19 protein-coding genes are annotated in these 15474 nt (G+C 70.8%); 13 read left to right on the forward strand and 6 right to left on the reverse strand.

Annotated features, from left to right (window positions below):
* Positions 1 to 224 precede the first annotated feature (224 nt).
* The gene (locus tag AB0M46_RS40880; RefSeq protein WP_363345267.1) at positions 225 to 2555 is read left to right on the forward strand and encodes an EAL domain-containing protein; all 2331 of its coding nucleotides are present in this window, start codon (positions 225 to 227) and stop codon (positions 2553 to 2555) included.
* Here AB0M46_RS40880 and AB0M46_RS40885 read toward each other — a convergent pair.
* Together AB0M46_RS40885 and AB0M46_RS40890 are read right to left on the reverse strand one after the other, a co-directional pair.
* Positions 2533 to 2943: a VOC family protein gene (locus AB0M46_RS40885; protein WP_363345268.1), complete on the reverse strand. Its 411-nt coding sequence runs from the start codon at positions 2941 to 2943 to the stop codon at positions 2533 to 2535. The genes AB0M46_RS40880 and AB0M46_RS40885 overlap by 23 nt on opposite strands.
* 9 nt (positions 2944 to 2952) lie before the next feature.
* On the reverse strand, positions 2953 to 3372 hold the full coding sequence (locus AB0M46_RS40890) for a helix-turn-helix transcriptional regulator (protein WP_363345269.1): 420 nt from the start codon (positions 3370 to 3372) through the stop codon (positions 2953 to 2955).
* 155 nt (positions 3373 to 3527) lie between these two features.
* Here AB0M46_RS40890 and AB0M46_RS40895 point away from each other — a divergent pair, with 155 nt between their 5' ends.
* From AB0M46_RS40895 to AB0M46_RS40945, 11 genes are all read left to right on the forward strand, one after another.
* Positions 3528 to 4616: a M48 family metallopeptidase gene (locus tag AB0M46_RS40895; protein ID WP_363345270.1), complete on the forward strand. Its 1089-nt coding sequence runs from the start codon at positions 3528 to 3530 to the stop codon at positions 4614 to 4616.
* Between the two features lie 106 nt (positions 4617 to 4722).
* Positions 4723 to 5061 carry an Imm51 family immunity protein gene (locus tag AB0M46_RS40900; protein WP_363345271.1) on the forward strand — a complete coding sequence of 113 codons (339 nt, stop codon included), beginning with the start codon at positions 4723 to 4725 and terminating at the stop codon, positions 5059 to 5061.
* Positions 5062 to 5232: 171 nt separating this feature from the next.
* Positions 5233 to 5544: a hypothetical protein gene (locus tag AB0M46_RS40905; RefSeq protein ID WP_363345272.1), complete on the forward strand. Its 312-nt coding sequence runs from the start codon at positions 5233 to 5235 to the stop codon at positions 5542 to 5544.
* A 22-nt stretch (positions 5545 to 5566) separates the two neighbouring features.
* Entirely contained in the window at positions 5567 to 5932 is a 366-nt protein-coding gene (locus tag AB0M46_RS40910) for a hypothetical protein (protein ID WP_363345273.1), read from the forward strand.
* Positions 5932 to 6717, forward strand: coding sequence for a hypothetical protein (locus AB0M46_RS40915; protein WP_363345274.1), 786 nt, complete (start codon positions 5932 to 5934; stop codon positions 6715 to 6717). Before AB0M46_RS40910 ends, AB0M46_RS40915 begins: the two co-directional genes overlap by 1 nt.
* Positions 6718 to 6719: 2 nt before the next feature.
* The gene (locus AB0M46_RS40920) at positions 6720 to 7046 is read left to right on the forward strand and encodes a hypothetical protein (protein ID WP_363345275.1); all 327 of its coding nucleotides are present in this window, start codon (positions 6720 to 6722) and stop codon (positions 7044 to 7046) included.
* A gap of 3 nt (positions 7047 to 7049) precedes the next feature.
* Positions 7050 to 7523, forward strand: a complete 474-nt coding sequence (locus tag AB0M46_RS40925) for a hypothetical protein (RefSeq protein WP_363345276.1) — start codon at positions 7050 to 7052, stop codon at positions 7521 to 7523.
* 336 nt (positions 7524 to 7859) lie between these two features.
* A complete protein-coding gene (locus tag AB0M46_RS40930) occupies positions 7860 to 8288 on the forward strand; it encodes a DJ-1/PfpI family protein (protein ID WP_363345277.1) in 429 nt (142 codons plus the stop codon).
* A 34-nt stretch (positions 8289 to 8322) separates the two neighbouring features.
* A complete protein-coding gene (locus tag AB0M46_RS40935; RefSeq protein WP_363345278.1) occupies positions 8323 to 9363 on the forward strand; it encodes a hypothetical protein in 1041 nt (346 codons plus the stop codon).
* Positions 9364 to 9374: 11 nt separating this feature from the next.
* A complete protein-coding gene (locus AB0M46_RS40940; RefSeq protein ID WP_363345279.1) occupies positions 9375 to 10040 on the forward strand; it encodes a type 1 glutamine amidotransferase domain-containing protein in 666 nt (221 codons plus the stop codon).
* Positions 10037 to 10777: an SDR family oxidoreductase gene (locus tag AB0M46_RS40945; protein ID WP_363345280.1), complete on the forward strand. Its 741-nt coding sequence runs from the start codon at positions 10037 to 10039 to the stop codon at positions 10775 to 10777. Before AB0M46_RS40940 ends, AB0M46_RS40945 begins: the two co-directional genes overlap by 4 nt.
* Positions 10778 to 10981: 204 nt before the next feature.
* On the opposite strand, the gene AB0M46_RS40950 is transcribed toward AB0M46_RS40945, so the two are convergent.
* The gene (locus AB0M46_RS40950) at positions 10982 to 11947 is read right to left on the reverse strand and encodes an ROK family protein (RefSeq protein ID WP_363345281.1); all 966 of its coding nucleotides are present in this window, start codon (positions 11945 to 11947) and stop codon (positions 10982 to 10984) included.
* Positions 11940 to 12788, reverse strand: coding sequence for a cupin domain-containing protein (locus AB0M46_RS40955; RefSeq protein ID WP_363345282.1), 849 nt, complete (start codon positions 12786 to 12788; stop codon positions 11940 to 11942). Before AB0M46_RS40955 ends, AB0M46_RS40950 begins: the two co-directional genes overlap by 8 nt.
* 238 nt (positions 12789 to 13026) lie before the next feature.
* Between AB0M46_RS40955 and AB0M46_RS40960 the strand changes: the two genes are divergently transcribed.
* The gene (locus tag AB0M46_RS40960; RefSeq protein ID WP_363345283.1) at positions 13027 to 13782 is read left to right on the forward strand and encodes a GntR family transcriptional regulator; all 756 of its coding nucleotides are present in this window, start codon (positions 13027 to 13029) and stop codon (positions 13780 to 13782) included.
* A 17-nt stretch (positions 13783 to 13799) separates the two neighbouring features.
* Here AB0M46_RS40960 and AB0M46_RS40965 read toward each other — a convergent pair whose 3' ends face one another.
* On the reverse strand, positions 13800 to 14624 hold the full coding sequence (locus tag AB0M46_RS40965) for a carbohydrate ABC transporter permease (protein WP_363345284.1): 825 nt from the start codon (positions 14622 to 14624) through the stop codon (positions 13800 to 13802).
* Positions 14621 to 15421 (reverse strand): sugar ABC transporter permease, encoded by an 801-nt coding sequence (locus AB0M46_RS40970; RefSeq protein ID WP_363345285.1) that lies wholly within the window; start codon positions 15419 to 15421, stop codon positions 14621 to 14623. The genes AB0M46_RS40965 and AB0M46_RS40970 overlap by 4 nt, the downstream gene beginning before the upstream one ends.
* Between the last annotated feature and the right edge of the window lie 53 nt (positions 15422 to 15474).

A 15474-nucleotide genomic window follows, 5' to 3' on the forward strand; every position in this document is an offset into this window, starting at 1 on the left:
GCGACGGCACCGCGACCGCCGCCCCGGCCGCCCGCAGGCGCCCGGCCACCGGGGCCCAGGTCGCCGGGCCCATGAGCGGGCTGTGCACGAGTAGGTAGACGGTCTCCATGCCACGACCATAACGATCGCTTCAGGGATCGTCGGCGATCCCGTGTGCCAGGGCGGGCCGGTGCGGTACGGTAGCCCGCGTATCGTCCTGATCACCTCCGGTGAGGATGGTCTCGTTGCCGCGTGCGCCGAAGCCGCTCCTGGTCGCGGCCTTGTTCGTGGCCGTCGTGGTCACGCTGGGGGGCTTGGGCCTGCTCTCCCCATGGTGGTCCCAGCTCGTCGACGACGCCGGCCAGTTCCTCGCCGGCGCCGCCGCCACCCTGGCCTGCTGGATCACCGCGGCCCGGCACGAGGGCGCGCAGCGGTGGTGGCGGCTCTGGATGGGCGGGGCGGCGCTGGGCTGGACCGCCGGGCAGGCGCTGTGGAGCTGGTACCAGCTCTCCGGCGCCGACGCGCTGCCCTCCCCGTCCCTGGCCGACGCCGGGTACCTCACCCTGCCGGTTCTCGCCCTGCCCGCCGTCGTCTCGCTGGCCTCGGCCCGCCCGCCGGCCGGGTCACCGCGCCGCCGCCCCGGCCAGCTGCTCATGGTGCTCGACGGGCTGATCGTGGTCGGCGCCCTCTTCGTGCTCACCTGGGCCACCGCCCTCGGCTCGGTGGTCACGGCCGGCGCCGGCACTCCGCTGGCCTACTCGGTCGCCATCGCCTACCCGGTCACCGACCTCGTGCTGACCGTCATCGTGATCCTGCTGCTGGCCACCGCCGCGCCGGCCAACCGCGGCCAGCTCGCCCTCCTCGGCGCCGGGCTGCTGAGCCTGTCGCTGTCGGACAGCGTGTTCGCGTACCTCGTCTCCAGGGGCGCCACCTCGATGCCGCCGGCCGCCGACGCCGGGTTCGTCGCCGGCCAGGCCCTCGTCGCCGTCGCCGCGCTCACCCCCGCCCGGCCCGAGGACGCGCCCTCGGCTCGCCCGCGCACCCGGTGGGCGTTCATGCTGCTGCCGTACGTCCCGGTCGCCCTCACCGGCGTGCTGTTCATCGTCCAGCTCGCCCGCGACGAGCCGATGGACGGCGTGGAGATCGCGGTCGAGACGGCGGTCATCTCGCTGCTCATCATCCGGCAGGCGATCACGCTGCTGGAGAACGCCGTGCTGCTCGACCGGCTCTCGCTGAGCCAGGCCCGCCTGACCCACCAGGCCTTTCACGACGCCCTGACCGGCCTGGCCAACCGGGTGCTGTTCCACGACCGGCTCGGCCACGCCCTGGCCCTGCACCAGCGCGACGGCCGGCCGCTCGCGGTGCTCTTCTGCGATCTCGACGACTTCAAGGCGGTCAACGACCGGCACGGCCACCACGCCGGCGACCGGCTGCTGCGCCAGGTTGCCGACCGGCTGCGCGGCGCCGTGCGGGAGGGCGACACCGTGGCCCGGGTCGGCGGCGACGAGTTCGCGATCCTGCTCGAGGGGGCCGACGACCCCGGCGGGCCGGCCGAGCGGGTGATGGCCGAGGTCCGCCGCCCCTTCGACCTCGACGGCGAGACCATCGCCGTGGGCGCCAGCGTCGGGCTCGTCGAGGCGGGCGCGCACGGGCCGGTGCCGTCGGCCGACGCCCTGCTGCGCCGCGCCGACGCCGCCATGTACGCGGGGAAGCGGCGGGGGAAGGGGCGGCTGGTGCGGTACCGCGTCGACCTCCCCGATGGCACGGGCACCTCGGACCTCGCCGAGGCCCTGGCCGCGACCCTGCGCTCCGAGGACGGCTGCGCGCCGGGCCTGGACGTGCATTACCAGCCGATCGTCCGGCTGCACGACGGCACGGTGGTGGCCGTGGAGGCGCTGGCCCGCTGGACCCACCCGAGCCTGGGCCCGGTCTCGGCCGACCTGTTCATCGCCACCGCCGAGGAGATCGGGCTCATCCGCCTGGTCGACGACTTCGTGCTGGACCGGGCCTGCCGCGACGCCGCCGCCTTCCGCGGCCCGTGGGCGAGCATCGCCGTGCACGTCAACACCTCCGCCGCCCGGCTGGGCCTCCCCGAGCACGAGGAGACGGTCTGCGCGGCGGTGCGCCGCCACGGGCTTGCCCCGCACCGGCTGCTGCTGGAGCTCACCGAGACCGCCCCGCTGCCCGACCTGGGCGCGGCCGCCGGCGCCGTGCACCGGCTCGGCCGCTTCGGCGTCCGCTTCGCCCTCGACGACTTCGGCACCGGCTACAACGCCCTGGCCCAGCTGCACGCCATGCCGGTCGACGAGGTGAAGCTGGACCGCTCGTTCACCCTCGCCGACGGCGGGCGCAGCGAGGCGATCTGCCGCTCCATCGTGCAGATCTGCACCGGCATGGGCGTCACCGTGGTCGCCGAGGGGATCGAGACCGACCGGCAGGGGGCGGCGATGGCCGCGCTCGGCTGCCGGTACGGCCAGGGCCACCGCTACGGCGCCTCCGGCCCGCTCTCCTCGGTGGCGCCGCCCGGGGCCCTGCTGCTGGAAGGGTGTGCGACTACGCCTTTGGTTTCTGGTTGATTCGTACCATGTTGCCGGAAGGATCCCGGAACGCGCAGTCGCGCAGGCCGTAGAACTGGTCCATCGGCTCCTGCAGCACCTCGGCTCCGCTCGCCGCGACCCGCTCGTACAGCGCGTCCACGTCGTCGGTCTGGAAGACCAGGCCGCCGAGCGACCCCTTGGCCAGCATGGTCCGGATCGACCGGGCGTCGTCGGGGGAGCGCCCCGCGCCGGCCGTCTGCATCACGATGCCGATCTCGGGCTGGTCCTTCGGCCCGACGGTCAGCCAGCGCGCGTCGTCCATCTTGACGTCCTGGCGTACCTCGAGGCCGAGCGTGTCGCAGTAGAACGCGATCGCCGCCTCGTGGTCGTCGACCTCCAGGAACGTGCATTGCAGCGTCAGCTCCATGCCACGAACCTACCGGGCCGCGTCGGCCCGCGTCTGCGGGTGGCGGCTCGGACGGGTCACCATCTTGACCCAGCACCCGGGGATGACCGCGGTGGCGGTGTGGTTGCGGGAGCGGTAGGCGCTCGGGCTCTCCCCGACCAGCTCCGTGAACCGGGTGCTGAACGAGCCCAGCGACGTGGCCCCCACGGCCAGGCACACCTCGGTGACGGAGAGGTCACCCCGGCGCAGCAGGGCCTTGGCCCGCTCGATGCGCCGGGTCATCAGGTACGTGTACGGCGTCTCGCCGAACACCGCGCGGAACTGCCGGGAGAAGTGGGCCGGGGACATCAGCGCCGCCTGGGCCATCGCGGGGACGTCGAGCGGGCTGGCGTACTCCCGGTCGATCAGGTCGCGGGCCCGGCGCAGGTGCTTGAGATCCTCGGGGGTCACCTGCCGAGCATGCCACGGATGCCGCACAATGTGCAGCCGTGCCCCCTCGGAGTGAGGTTTGTCCCCGCTGCTCACAGCGGATGTCGGCGCCCCCGGCCGAGGTGCCGTGGTGCCCCGCGTGCCAGTGGCACCTGGCGGCGTACGACCGCCGGACAATGCCGTCGGAATGGGGTAATCCGCTGCTGGACCGCCTGGCTCACCGGCTGGCGTACTTCCTCGACGCGCGCGCCTTCGCCCGCGCGTCCGGCGGCGCGCTGCCCCGCCGCGGCCCACGGACCGGCCGGCTGCTCGTGCTCGCGCTGGCCGCGCTGGTCGTCACCCTCCCGCCCGTGCTGCTGCTGCTCGGCCTGTACCTGATCGTCGCCGGCGCGCCGATATTCGGCCCGTTCCTCGTGCTGCTGGCCGTCGCGGGGCGCCCCCGGTTCGTCCGCAAGCTCCCGGTGGGGGTGTGGGAGGTCCCGCGGGAGGCCGCGCCGACCCTGTTCGCGGCCCTGGAGCGGGTCGCCGCGGCGGCCGGCGCGCCGATGCCCGACGTGGTGGCGGTCGAGGCCGGCGTCAACGCGTGGACCATGCGGATCGGCCGGCGCCGGGTGCTCTGCCTGGGCCTGCCGCTGTGGGCCGCGCTGCCCGCCCAGCAGCGCGCCGGCCTGATCGGCCACGAACTGGGCCACTTCGTCAACCAGGACGTGCGCGACGGCCGGCTGGTCAGCACGGCGCTCAACACCCTGGCCACGATCATCGACGCGCTGGGCGGGGCGCTGCTGCGCGTGTTCGGCCCGCTGGCCTTCGTGATCCTGCTGCCGCTGTACCTGCCGTACACGGCCCTGCTCGTGGCGGCCCGGCGCGACGGCCAGCGGGCCGAGTACCTCGCCGACCAGATCGCCGCCGAGGCCGCCGGCACCGCCGCCGTGGCCGCCCTGGTCGAGTTCCTGCTCGTCACCTCCGGGCTGGCCGCAGCCCTGAAGGCGCTGCACGGCCGCCCGGCCAGCCCGGCGGACTGGCGTACCGCGGGCCAGGCCGCCCGGCGGGGCCGGGACCTGGACCAGCTGCGCCAGCGGTCGCTGCGGGTCGAGGCGTCGCTGCGCGCGACCCACCCGCCGGCCGGGCGCCGGGCGCACATGGTCGGGGCCCGCGGCGACCACCCGCCCGCCGTGACCATGTCCGAGCCCGAGGCGCAGCGCATCGACGCCGAACTCGCCCCGTGGTTCGACCGCCTGCGCGCCGCCGACGCCGCCTACGCGTAGCCGCCGTGCTCCGCGGCGCGCCCGGCCACGGGCACGCGGCGTACGGCGCCGGGACCGCCGCCGAGAGTCGACCTGCCGAACGCGTGGGCGAATTTATGATGTGGTGGTGGAGCCACTGAAGATGCTCGAGACGCAGCCGGGCAAGCACTCGCTGCTGCTGAATGCCGGGAGCACGGCCGTTGACGAGGTCGTGGAGGAGCTTGGTCATGAGGCGAACGGCTACTTCTGGGAGGGGGTCGCCCAGTTGCTCGTCGCCACCGAGGCGCCTGACCTGGAGGGCCGCTTCAACTATGACCCCGAGGGCGGCATGTTTGTGGCCTATGGCGCCGATCGGCCCGCGCTGGAGCGGCTCGGAGCCCTCATGAGCCAGGTTGCGAACGACGCGGACCGGGTGCGGCGGCTCGTCGCGCTCGCCAACGAGCGTGGCTACGAGTTCGACGACTGAGGTCGCCGCTCATCAGAGCGGGTACGACGGCTCCGGTCCTTATGGGCCGGGGCCGTTTCGGGCTTCGCGCGCACGGAAATGCCGCACGAGTTGGCAGAACCGGCGACGGTAAGGACGCTCAGGCCGGTCGATGCCCCGCGGCCCCGGCCGTCGCGTGGTAGCTTGCCAGCCGTGAGTGACGGGGATCGACGTCCGGGGGTCGCCTACGATCCGGGCTCGGTGCGCCAGCGGGCGCTGCGACGGCTGCGGCTGCGGGTCGTGCTGCTGCTCGCGCTGCTGGCCCTGCCGGCGGCGGCCGGACCGTTCGCGGCCCACCTGCGGGCGGGACAGCTCGCCCTGGCCGTGGTGGCGGAGGTGTTCCTGGCCGTCGCCGTGCTCACCGGGTTCCTGGCCGTGCGCCGCGGGGCGTCCTGGCTGGTGGCGACCGCCGTGCTGGCCGCCGCCGCCTACGGGGTGCAGGCCGTCATCATCGCGGCACGGTAACCACTGTGGAACGGGGGAAGGTGTGCAGCGGTTCAGCGTTCACGCCGAGTACGTCGGCAGGTACGGCGACCTGCTCGACCGCGCGAAGGAGGCCACCCGCGACGCGAAGGAGTACGCGGAGGCCAACGGCGAGATCAGCGGCGGGGAGCAGGGCTGGCTGGCGCTGCTCGGCAACGCGCACGAGACCATCATGAACGCGCTGCGGGCCGAGCTGGACGGCCTGCGCGACGCGTGTGCCGGCGGCGCGTCGGCGCTGCACCGGGCGGCCGGCTACTACGGGCACACCGACCAGACCGCGGCCGCCGACTTCGACGGCAAGCTCGACCAGTACAACGACCGCGAGGACTACACCCTCTCGCACTACGACAACGGACGGTGGAAGCCCTGATGGCCAACGTTTCCCCCGCCGACGTCGAGCGGCCGCCGAGCTTCGCCGACGGCCTCGATCCGACCTCGTACCTGCGCCCGCCGGCCGACCCGGAGCACCCCGAGGACCCGCTGACCGCCTTCCACGAGGCCATCGACTACCTCGACCCCGGCGCCTGGGTGATGGCCGCGATCTCCGGGCTGGTCGGCTCCAACCCGGTCGAGGACGCGATGGAGCGCCTCGGCGGCGACTGGCGCGCCTACGGCCGGGCCGCCGGCATGTTCACCAACCTCGGGAGCTTCTTCGAGGCCGTCGGCTGGAACGTCAAGACCGGCAACGACGAGCTGGACGGCTACTGGTCCGGCCAGGCGGCCGACGCCGCCTGGATCCACTTCGAGGACCTCGCCCAGCGCTGCATCGCGCACAAGGCCACGCTCGACCACCTGCACGAGCAGTACAAGACCGCCGGGGACGCGGCATACCACTTCGCCATCTCCGGGGGCCCGGTCGCCGCGGCCATCATCGACGCCGCGATCGTGGCCGGCATCGCCGCCGCCGCGGGCACCGCGACGTCGGAGACCCTCATCGGCGGCGCGATCGGCTACGGCGTCGCCGCCTACGAGGTCTGGGAGATCATCGAGCTGTGCGACAAGCTGCTGCGCATGATCGGCCTGGCCGATGCGGCCATCCAGGCCGTCGTCGGGCAGATCGGCACGATCGTCGGCACGTCGCCGGACGTCGTCGCCGGGTTCAGCGGCATTTCCATGGAGCACAGCACCATGCCGACTCTGCCCGGAGGGAACTGACCATGAGCGGCACCGACCCCGCCGAACACCTCGGGCGAGAACTCACCAGCGTCGCCCACGGCGACCCCGGCGTCGCGCGGGCGCTGCGGCAGGCCCTGGACCGGCTCGCCGGCGGCGCGGCCGGCGACGACCTGCGCGAGATGGCGGACGACGTGCTGGCCGGGCGGATCGGCCTGCGCCAGGCCGTGCTCAGCCGCGCATACGGCGAGCACCTGCAGACCGGACTGCGCGCCTTCACGGAGTACCTCGACAACCTCTCCCCGCAGGAGCGCCAGGACCTGCGGGAGGCCGGCCGGGCCCGGATCCGGCAGCTCGCCGAGGAGGACTGAACCGTGTCCCGCGTCCTGACCTGGGCATGCCGCATCCTCGGCCCGGCCCTGGCCCTGCTCTGGGCCACGGTGTACGTCTGGGCGCAGGTCACGTTCGTGCCCCTCACGGACCACGAGCGCGACCTGCCCTCCTCCGGCGACCTCGTCCTCACGCTGCGGCAGTCCTCCGACGCCACCTGCGAGGTCTGGCCGGCCTCCGGCGCCAACCGCACGGTCGCCCTCACCCACCGGTCCGGCTTCTGGACCTGGGGCGCCGTGTTCGGCCCGCGGCTGGAGCGTTGGTACGACGGACCCGCCACCATCCACTGCAGCCCGTCGGACACGGTCTACCTGAGCGCGGGCGGCCCGGTCGCGCTCTACCCGGTCGGCCGCACCTGGCTGGTGCCCGCCGCCGCGCTGCTGCTCACCGTCGCCGGGTTCCGCCGGTACTTCTTCCCATGGCTCACCCGCCGCCGCCCGGTCGCGGCGGAGGCATGACGCAACGGCGTTGACGGCCGGGGCGATCGGTGCCCCGGCCCTCGAGCGCCGATCCGAGGATCCGTCCGATCGGCTGTAACCCGGCCGTGCGGGCCCGCTCCAGCAGGCCCGGCCGCGCCGGCTTGCGCTTGGCCACCGCGTCGGTGATGGGCCCGGCGATCAACACTCGGGCATCAGGCGCTGCTCCTGTATCAGCGGTGACACCACTGGTTGTACAGGCCCGATTCCAGGCCGTTACGGCAGTTCATGGCGGCCTTCCCAACCGATCGGTCGTGTGGCACACTGCAACTGGTTCACATGTAAGACCAGTTCTCTGAGAGGCCAGGCGACTTCCTCATGACTTTGTCCAACCGTTCGATCGTCGTCTTCGCCTTCGACGGCTACCAGGAACTCGAGTTCTGGTACCCAGTCCTGCGCGCCAGGGAGGAGGGGGCGGAGGTCAAGGTCGTCGGTCCGGGGCAGGGCCCGTGTGAGAGCCACCTGGGATACCCGGTGCTCGGGGACACCGCCCCGGACGAGGTCGTGTCCGAGGCGGTGGATGCACTGGTAGTGCCGGGGACCGTTGCCGGCCGCCCGGCGGTCAGTGACGATCAGGTGTCGCTGCTTCGCCGGTTGCGCGCCGCGGACGTGCCCATCTTCGCGAGCGGCACCGGTGCCGACCTCGTTCGGGAGCTCGTCCTCGACATCGATCCCGACCGTGTCGCGGTGGACGCTGACGCCCTTCCTTCCCTGGTCACCCGGCTGCGCGCCGAGCTGGCCGGCTGAGCCACCGTTCGTCGACGTCAAAGGAGGGTTCGTCATGAACGTCTTCCGCACCGTGCTGGGTGACGTCCCGGCCGAGGAGTCCGGTCGCATTCTTACCCACGAGCACCTGCTCTACGGGTATCCGGGGGCCGAGCTGGACCACCGAACCGTGTTCGATCACCCCGCCGCCGTGGAGCGGGTCAGCGGCCAGATCATCAACGGCATGATCCCCAACGGCTACAACACGCTCATCGACATGACCCCGGCAGAGGTCGGCCGTCACCCGCAGTTCATGGTGGATGTCGCCAAGCGCACCGGGATCAACGTCGTGGCGATCACCGGGTTCTTCCCGGAACGCATGGGCGTGCCGTACTACTGGCGCCGCCAGACCGTCGAGGAGCTCACCGAGTTCTTCGTGCGGGACCTCACCGAGGGCATGGTGTTCGCGTGGCAGCAGACGCCGTACAAGGCCGGCGCCATCAAGATCGCCACCGGTCAGGAAAGCGTCTTCCCCAAGCCGAGCCCGGTGGGTGCGTACGGTCGCCACGTCCATGAGGTGGAGGACCGGCTGATCCGGGCCGCCGGCAAGGCGGCCATGGAAACCGGCTGCGGCATCAACACGCACATCGACCCGATGGACTTCCAGGTCACCAACCCCGGCCGCGAGCAGCTCGAGATCCTCGACGAGGTCGGCATGGACCTGTCCAAGGTGATCATCGGCCACGCCTTCGTGCCACCCCAGGTCGCCATGATGCGCGAGGTCCTCAAGATGGGCGCGAACGTCCAGCTCGACCACATCGGCATCCCGTGGCGCATCGGTAGCGCGGAGGAGCTGGACGAGGCGATGGCCAATGCCCTCGTGGAGCTCATCGAGGACGGCTTCCTGGAGCAGATCGTCCTGTCGTTCGACCGGTGGTTCTTCAACCCCCGTGCGACGGTCACCGAGTCCGACCCGCAGCTGGAGAACGAGAAGGTCGACCTCAACTACATGTTCACCAGCTGGGTTCCGCGCCTGAAATCCAAGGGCGTCACCGACGAACAGCTCGACAAGATCATGATTCACAACCCTCGACGCATCTTGTCGATCGCGGTCTGACGGAGGACTGTATGGAACTGCAGAAGGCTCGAGTCGCTGTCCTTGCCGAGAACCTGTACCAGGAGCTGGAGCTGTGGTACCCGGTCCTGCGGCTGCGTGAGGCCGGCGTGAAGGTCACCATCGTCGGCTCCCGCGCGGGGGAGGTGTACGCCAGCAAGCTGGGCTACCCGGCTGTCGCCGAAGTCGGCATCGCGGACGTGTCGGCAGACGACTTCGACGCGGTGATCGTGCCGGGCGGCTTTTCGCCCGAGTACCTGCGAAGGGAACCGGCCTTCGTCGAGTTCGTCCGCACCCTGGACGGCCGCGGCGCCCCGGTCGCGGCGATCTGCCACGCGGGGTGGCTGCTGGCGACCGCGGACATCGTGAAGGGGCGTGCCGTCACGTCGGTTCCTGTCATCAAGGACGATGTGATTCACGCCGGCGGCGATTGGCGCAACGAGGCCGTCGTCGTCGACGGCAACCTCATCACGTCGCAACTGCCGAACGACCTGCCCCAGTTCCTCAGCCGGATCCTCAGCGCCCTGGCCGACAGCGGCGCGGAGGCCGGCGAGGTCCCGGCCGTCGTCCGTGATGCTACGCCGAGCTCGGCGGTGTACCACGCGGCCGCCGTGGTGAAGAACCGTGCGGCCGGGCCGGGATCGGCCAACTACCGGGCGTACGCGGTGGCAGGCGCGTGACCTGCGCGCTGGTCGCGGGTGGCGCCACCGGGATCGGACGGGCAACGGTGCGGGCCCTGCGCGCCGCCGGGACGGACGTCTACCTGGCCGACCTCAATGACGCGGCCGCACAGGAGGTGGCGGCGCAGGAGGCTCCGGGGCGGATCGTCGTGGGGCATCACGACCTCACCGACCGGCACGCGCCGCAGGCCGCCGTGGCCGCGGCCCTGCAGGCATTCGGGCGGCTCGACCACGTCGTCGTGACGGCCGGCCTGCACGTCGTCGCTCCCTTGGAGTCCTTCCCGTTCGACGCGTGGGAGGCGACCATGGCGGTGAACGTGCGAGCCCCGTACCTGCTCGCACAGGCGGCCATGGCGGCGCTGGCGGAGACGGGCGGAAGCATCGTGTTCACGGGCTCGACCGCGGCGCACCGCGGCAGCCCCGGCACGTTTGCGTATGCCGCGTCCAAGGGTGCGCTCATCAGCCTGACCCGGTCATTGGCGGTGGAGCTCGCGGGCAGCGGAGTTCGCGTCAACAGTGTGTGTCCGGGGTGGATCGACACCCCGTTCAACGATCCGTACTGGAGCGCCCAGACCGACAGGGACGCAGCCGTGGACGGCATTGTCGCGCGGGTGCCGGTGGGCCGGCAGGGCGATCCGGAGGAGGTGGCCGCCCTCATCGTGTACCTGCTCGGTTCGAGCGCGGCATACATCACGGGACAGTCCGTGGTCATCGACGGCGGCCTGCTCTCCGCCTGAACGTCCAGTACACAAAAGCTCCCGGCCGCGGTTCGAGCGGCCGGGAGCTTTTCGTCGTCGTCTCTGGTCTGTCCGGGCCGACCCGAGACATCGGCCCAGGGCGGTGCGTAGGGCCCATGAAAGCCCGGCTACAACGCTGTAGCCGGGCTTTCGTGGGCCGTACGCAGACTTCCCCCAGGCCGGTACCAAACCGCGTGAGACGGGTCAGGAGCCGGACTGGGCCGCGGTGAACTTGCTGAGCGCGTACGACGCGGCCCCAAGAAGTGCCGCGTCCTCGTCCTCCACCACGTGGTGCAGTTCGGTCCGGGCCCAGTGCGGCCGGATGAGGTCCCAGCGCGTTCGCACCGCCCGGCCGAACCATGTGTCCGGGGTGAGCCTCGCGCCGGCCAGGACGATGCGGTGCGGATCATGCGTCGCGACGATCGTGCGCAGGCCGGCGGACAAGGCGATCGCGGACCGGTCGAGTATCTCGGCCGCCCGGCTGTCGCCCTCCTGGGCGGCGTCCTGGAGGTCTCCGGCGTGCAGGGCGCGCCCACTCCGTGCGCGCTCGGCGAGCAAGGGACTCGACCCCGCCTCCGCGAGTGCCGTTGCGGCCTCGGCCAAGGTCCGTCCGGAGACCAGCACCTCCAGGCAGCCGGTGCCGCCGCACCCGCAGCGCGGGCCGTCGACATCGATCACCACGTGGCCGAAGTCGCCGGCTCCCCCGAGTCCGGGGTCCAGCGAGCCGTCCTTGATCACCGCTCCGCCGACGCCGGTGCCCATGGTGAGGACGGCGGTCGTCCCGTGCGGCCAGCGCGCCGCCACGCCCAATGCTTGGGCCTGGACGTCATTGAGCAGGTAAACGGGCAGTGGCAGGTGCGGACGCAGCGCGGCCGCGATGTCGGTCCCGTCGGTGAAGCCGAGGTTGTGGGCGGTGCCGACGACGCCTTCCTGGACCACACCCGCGAGTCCCACGCCCACCGCCGTCGGCGGCTGGGCGAGGTGTGAGGTGGTGCGTAGGACCATGTCCGCGACGGTGGCGTACTGCTCTGCCAGACTCGACGGCTTGGCGCGCCGGTCCTTGCGCAGGATCCGGCCGCCCGACACGGCGGCCACCCTGATCCACGTCCCACCCCAGTCGACGGCGGCCACGATGGTGTCGTGACCGCCGTCGACCGCGAGTTCAGCCAACGCAGCCCGGCCGGTATTCGCCGGCCACCGAGAAGATGCACGAGGCGGGCTCGTGGCTCATGTTGTAGAACGAGTGCTCCGTGCCGGCCGGGATTCGCACGCCGTCCCAGGGGTTCAGCTCGACCCACTTCTTCGTGCCGGTGAACTCGACGTGCAGGTTGCCTGACTCCACGAACACCACCTTGTCCCCACCGTGGCTGTATTCGCAACTGCGCTGGCCGCCCAGGAACGACATCTTTCCAGCGGTGAGGTGCTCCGTGCTGGCCAGGATGCCCACGAGGATCTCGCGGCCCCGGACGGTGCCCTCCATGCGCCAGAGGATGTCGGCCTCACGGATCATCCAGGTGGTCTGCTCGCGAGGGGTGTCACGGGCCATCGGCCAGTTGCCGAGCAGCTCGTCCTGGCCCTGCTTCGGCGCGCCCTCGAGCGGAGGTTGGGCCCGGGCGTAGGCCCCGCCCGTTCCGGACTTGGGAGCAGGCTGGAAGAACTCCAGCATCCGCAGCTGTTCGTTGCTGTGGTTCCACTGGTAGTGCCAGGTGTCCTTGCGGAAGAAGATGGCCTCGCCAGGGTTGACGACGAAGACCTCCCCGGTGACCGGGTTGCTCTGGACCATGCGGCCCTCGAGCACGTAGAAGAGCTCGTCCGCCCCGAACACGGTGGGGTTGGCGGGCGAGGAGATCGCGGAACCGTTCGGCGGCATGCCGACGATGTTGAGGTTCATCGTTGCGTCGTCGGCGTAGAACCAGTCGCACAGCCGCCCGGTTGTCTCGTCACCCCAGGTGCGCCGCTCGAGGTCTTGGTATCGAAGGACTTCCGGCTCGCGGATGGTCTCGTCTGTCATGTCGCCTTCTCGGGTCGGACGCTCACGCGTTGAATCCAGCCAAGCACGCGAAGCTAACTGGTCTGTATACTGGACCAGTCTGATGGATCTGGTCGACTGTGTCAACGATTCGGCCTGCGTGGCGAGCGATTCCCCTGGAATGGCAAGCGATTCCCCTGAAATGGAGAGCCTGGCGCTAGGATGCATCCCGGCTGGCGCACACCGCAGCGCGCGGGAACGAATCAAGGAGGGGCAGCCCGTGGTGAAGGCACTCGACCTCAAGGTCTCTCCGGCCCGGATAGAGGGCCGCAACAACGCGGTCGAGGCCTACCGCGTCCTGCAGGAGGCGCTGACCCTGGGGCAGTTCCCGGCCGGCACGCGACTGCCCGGTGAGCGCACCTTGGCCACCGAGCTCGGGGTCAGCCGTTCGACGCTGCGGCAGGTGCTCAGCGCCCTGGCCGATGCCGGGCGGATCATGCCATCGCCACAGCGCGGCTGGTTCGTCGCCGAGAACCGGCTCGTGCACGAGCCCAACCGGCTGCGAGGGCTCAGCGAGGTCGCACGTGAGCGTGGCATGGAGCCGTCGTCGCGGGTCATGCGGGCCACGCTGCGCCAGCCCACGCTGGCCGAAGCGGAGGTTCTGGGCATCGACACGTCCCAGCCGGTCGTCGACCTGCGCCGGGTCAGGTTCCTGGACGGTTCGCCGCTCAGCGTCGACCACTCGTGCCTCGATGCCTCACGGGTGCCCGGCATCGAGGACATCGACTTCACCGACCGGTCGCTCTACGACGTGCTGCGCGACCGGTACGACATTGCCGCCAGCCGGTGCGACTACGAGCTCGCGGCGGAGGCGGTCAAGGGGCGGGAGGCCAAGCTGCTCGGCCTCGAGCCCGGTGATCCGGTGCTGGTCGGTTATCAGAAGACCTTCGACCAGCACGACCAGTGCTTCGACGTGGGCCGCCAGCTGTATCGCGGGGACGCCTACCGGTTCCAGGCGTCGCTGTTCCGCTTCTGAGGCGGCTCCGTCGACCGTCAGCCCTTCATCGCACCCGATGCCATGCCCTGCATCAGCCTCTTCTGCACGAGAAGGAAGAAGATCACCACCGGGATCGTGAAGATGACGCTCGCCGCCATCACTCCTCCCCAGTCCGTGTAGTAGCTGGAGAAGTACTGCTGCAGGGCGACGGGGAGCGTTTCGATCTCGGGTCGCTGCATATACGTCGCCGAGAACATGAGTTCGTTCCACGATGTGATGAACGCATAGACGGAGCTCGCGGCCAACCCCGGCCAGGCCAGTGGAAACACGATCGACCGTACGGCTCGCAGCCGGCTCGCCCCATCGACCTGGGCGGCCTCTTCGAGTTCGAACGGGATGTCGACGATGAACGATCGCAGCATGAACGTGCACAGGCCAAGGGTCAGGGCCAGGTGGCTCAAGGTCAGCCCTTGGTATGTGTTGAGCATGCCGGCGTTGCGAAACAGCGTGAACAACGGGATGACGAGGATGGTCTGCGGAAGCAGCTGCGTGACGAGGATGACGACCGTGAGGATGTGCCGGGTCCGCAGCCGGTAGCGGGCCATGGCATAACCCGCCAGCAGGGCAACGAGGCCGGTCAGGACCGTCGTGGCCACCGCAACGATGAGGGAGTTGCGGAACTGCGTCGGGATGTTGCCGTCGAGCAGGTGCGTGTAGCGCTCCACGGTCGGCGACGTGACGATGAAACGGGGGGTGCGGGTGAACAGCTCATTGTCGGGCTTGATCGACGTGACCAGCATCCAGAAGAACGGAAACAGGCTGCTCAGCAGGATCACGCCAACCAGAAGCCAGAGCGCACCGCGGCGCAGCAGCGACGTCATCGAACGTCCTCCCGGTTCAGCCGGACGTACAGCACACTCACCGCGGACAGCATGAGGAACAGCACCACGGCCATGGCCGCGGCAGTGCCCTGGTCGAGCTGTGCGAAGGCCTCGAGCCAGGTCAGCAGGGACAGCACCTCAGTCGAGTGGTTCGGGCCGCCGGGCGGTGTGGTCATCACAAGGAAATGGTCGAAGGACTGATACGCCCAGATGGTCGAGATCGTGGTCATCACGACGAGCAGCGGACGGATCATGGGCAGCCGGATGCGCCGCAGGATCTGCCAGGCGTTGGCGCCGTCGACCCGTGCCGCCTCCACCACTTCACCGTGCGTGCCGCGTAGCCCGGCGAACAAGGAAACCGCCACGAAGGGCACCGAGTGCCAGACGACGGCGACCGTGATGGCCACCATGGCCGGTGTCCCCGTGCGGAACCACGAGTAGCCGTTGAAGGACTCGAGTCCGAACCAGTGGACCAGCAGCCAGTTGACCACGCCGTACTGGTCGTCGAACATCCACTTCCACACGATGCCCGACGCGACCCGCGGCATGGCCCACGGGAGCAGCACGATGACGCTGAGCACCTTGGCCGCGCGGGGCGCGGCATCGAGGACCAGGGCGATCGCCAGGCTCAACAGGATCGTGGTGGCGACCACCGCGGCCGCGAACACTGTCGTGCGCAGGAGGGCGGCGGTGTAGTACGGGTTGGCAAAGATGTCGCGGTAGTTCTGCAGCCCGATGAACGGCCCGTTCTGCAGGTACTCACCGTCGTGGAACGACAGCCAGATCGTACGCACCACCGGGTATCCGACAATACCGACGACCACCGCGAGCAGCGGCGTCAGAAAGGCCC

It is taken from the genome of Dactylosporangium sp. NPDC051485, from assembly GCF_040682015.1.
Lineage (GTDB): Bacteria > Actinomycetota > Actinomycetes > Mycobacteriales > Micromonosporaceae > Dactylosporangium.

What these genes read in the sequence shown, in the direction of transcription:
- AB0M46_RS40885 (WP_363345268.1), bottom strand. Translation starts at nt 2,943, where the DNA reads ATGGAGCTGACGCTGCAATGCACGTTCCTGGAGGTCGACGACCACGAG.
- AB0M46_RS40895 (WP_363345270.1), top strand. Translation starts at nt 3,528, where the DNA reads ATGCCGTCGGAATGGGGTAATCCGCTGCTGGACCGCCTGGCTCACCGG.
- AB0M46_RS40915 (WP_363345274.1), top strand. Translation starts at nt 5,932, where the DNA reads ATGGCCAACGTTTCCCCCGCCGACGTCGAGCGGCCGCCGAGCTTCGCC.
- AB0M46_RS40920 (WP_363345275.1), top strand. Translation starts at nt 6,720, where the DNA reads ATGAGCGGCACCGACCCCGCCGAACACCTCGGGCGAGAACTCACCAGC.
- AB0M46_RS40930 (WP_363345277.1), top strand. Translation starts at nt 7,860, where the DNA reads ATGACTTTGTCCAACCGTTCGATCGTCGTCTTCGCCTTCGACGGCTAC.
- AB0M46_RS40935 (WP_363345278.1), top strand. Translation starts at nt 8,323, where the DNA reads ATGAACGTCTTCCGCACCGTGCTGGGTGACGTCCCGGCCGAGGAGTCC.
- AB0M46_RS40940 (WP_363345279.1), top strand. Translation starts at nt 9,375, where the DNA reads ATGGAACTGCAGAAGGCTCGAGTCGCTGTCCTTGCCGAGAACCTGTAC.
- AB0M46_RS40955 (WP_363345282.1), bottom strand. Translation starts at nt 12,788, where the DNA reads ATGACAGACGAGACCATCCGCGAGCCGGAAGTCCTTCGATACCAAGAC.
- AB0M46_RS40965 (WP_363345284.1), bottom strand. Translation starts at nt 14,624, where the DNA reads ATGACGTCGCTGCTGCGCCGCGGTGCGCTCTGGCTTCTGGTTGGCGTG.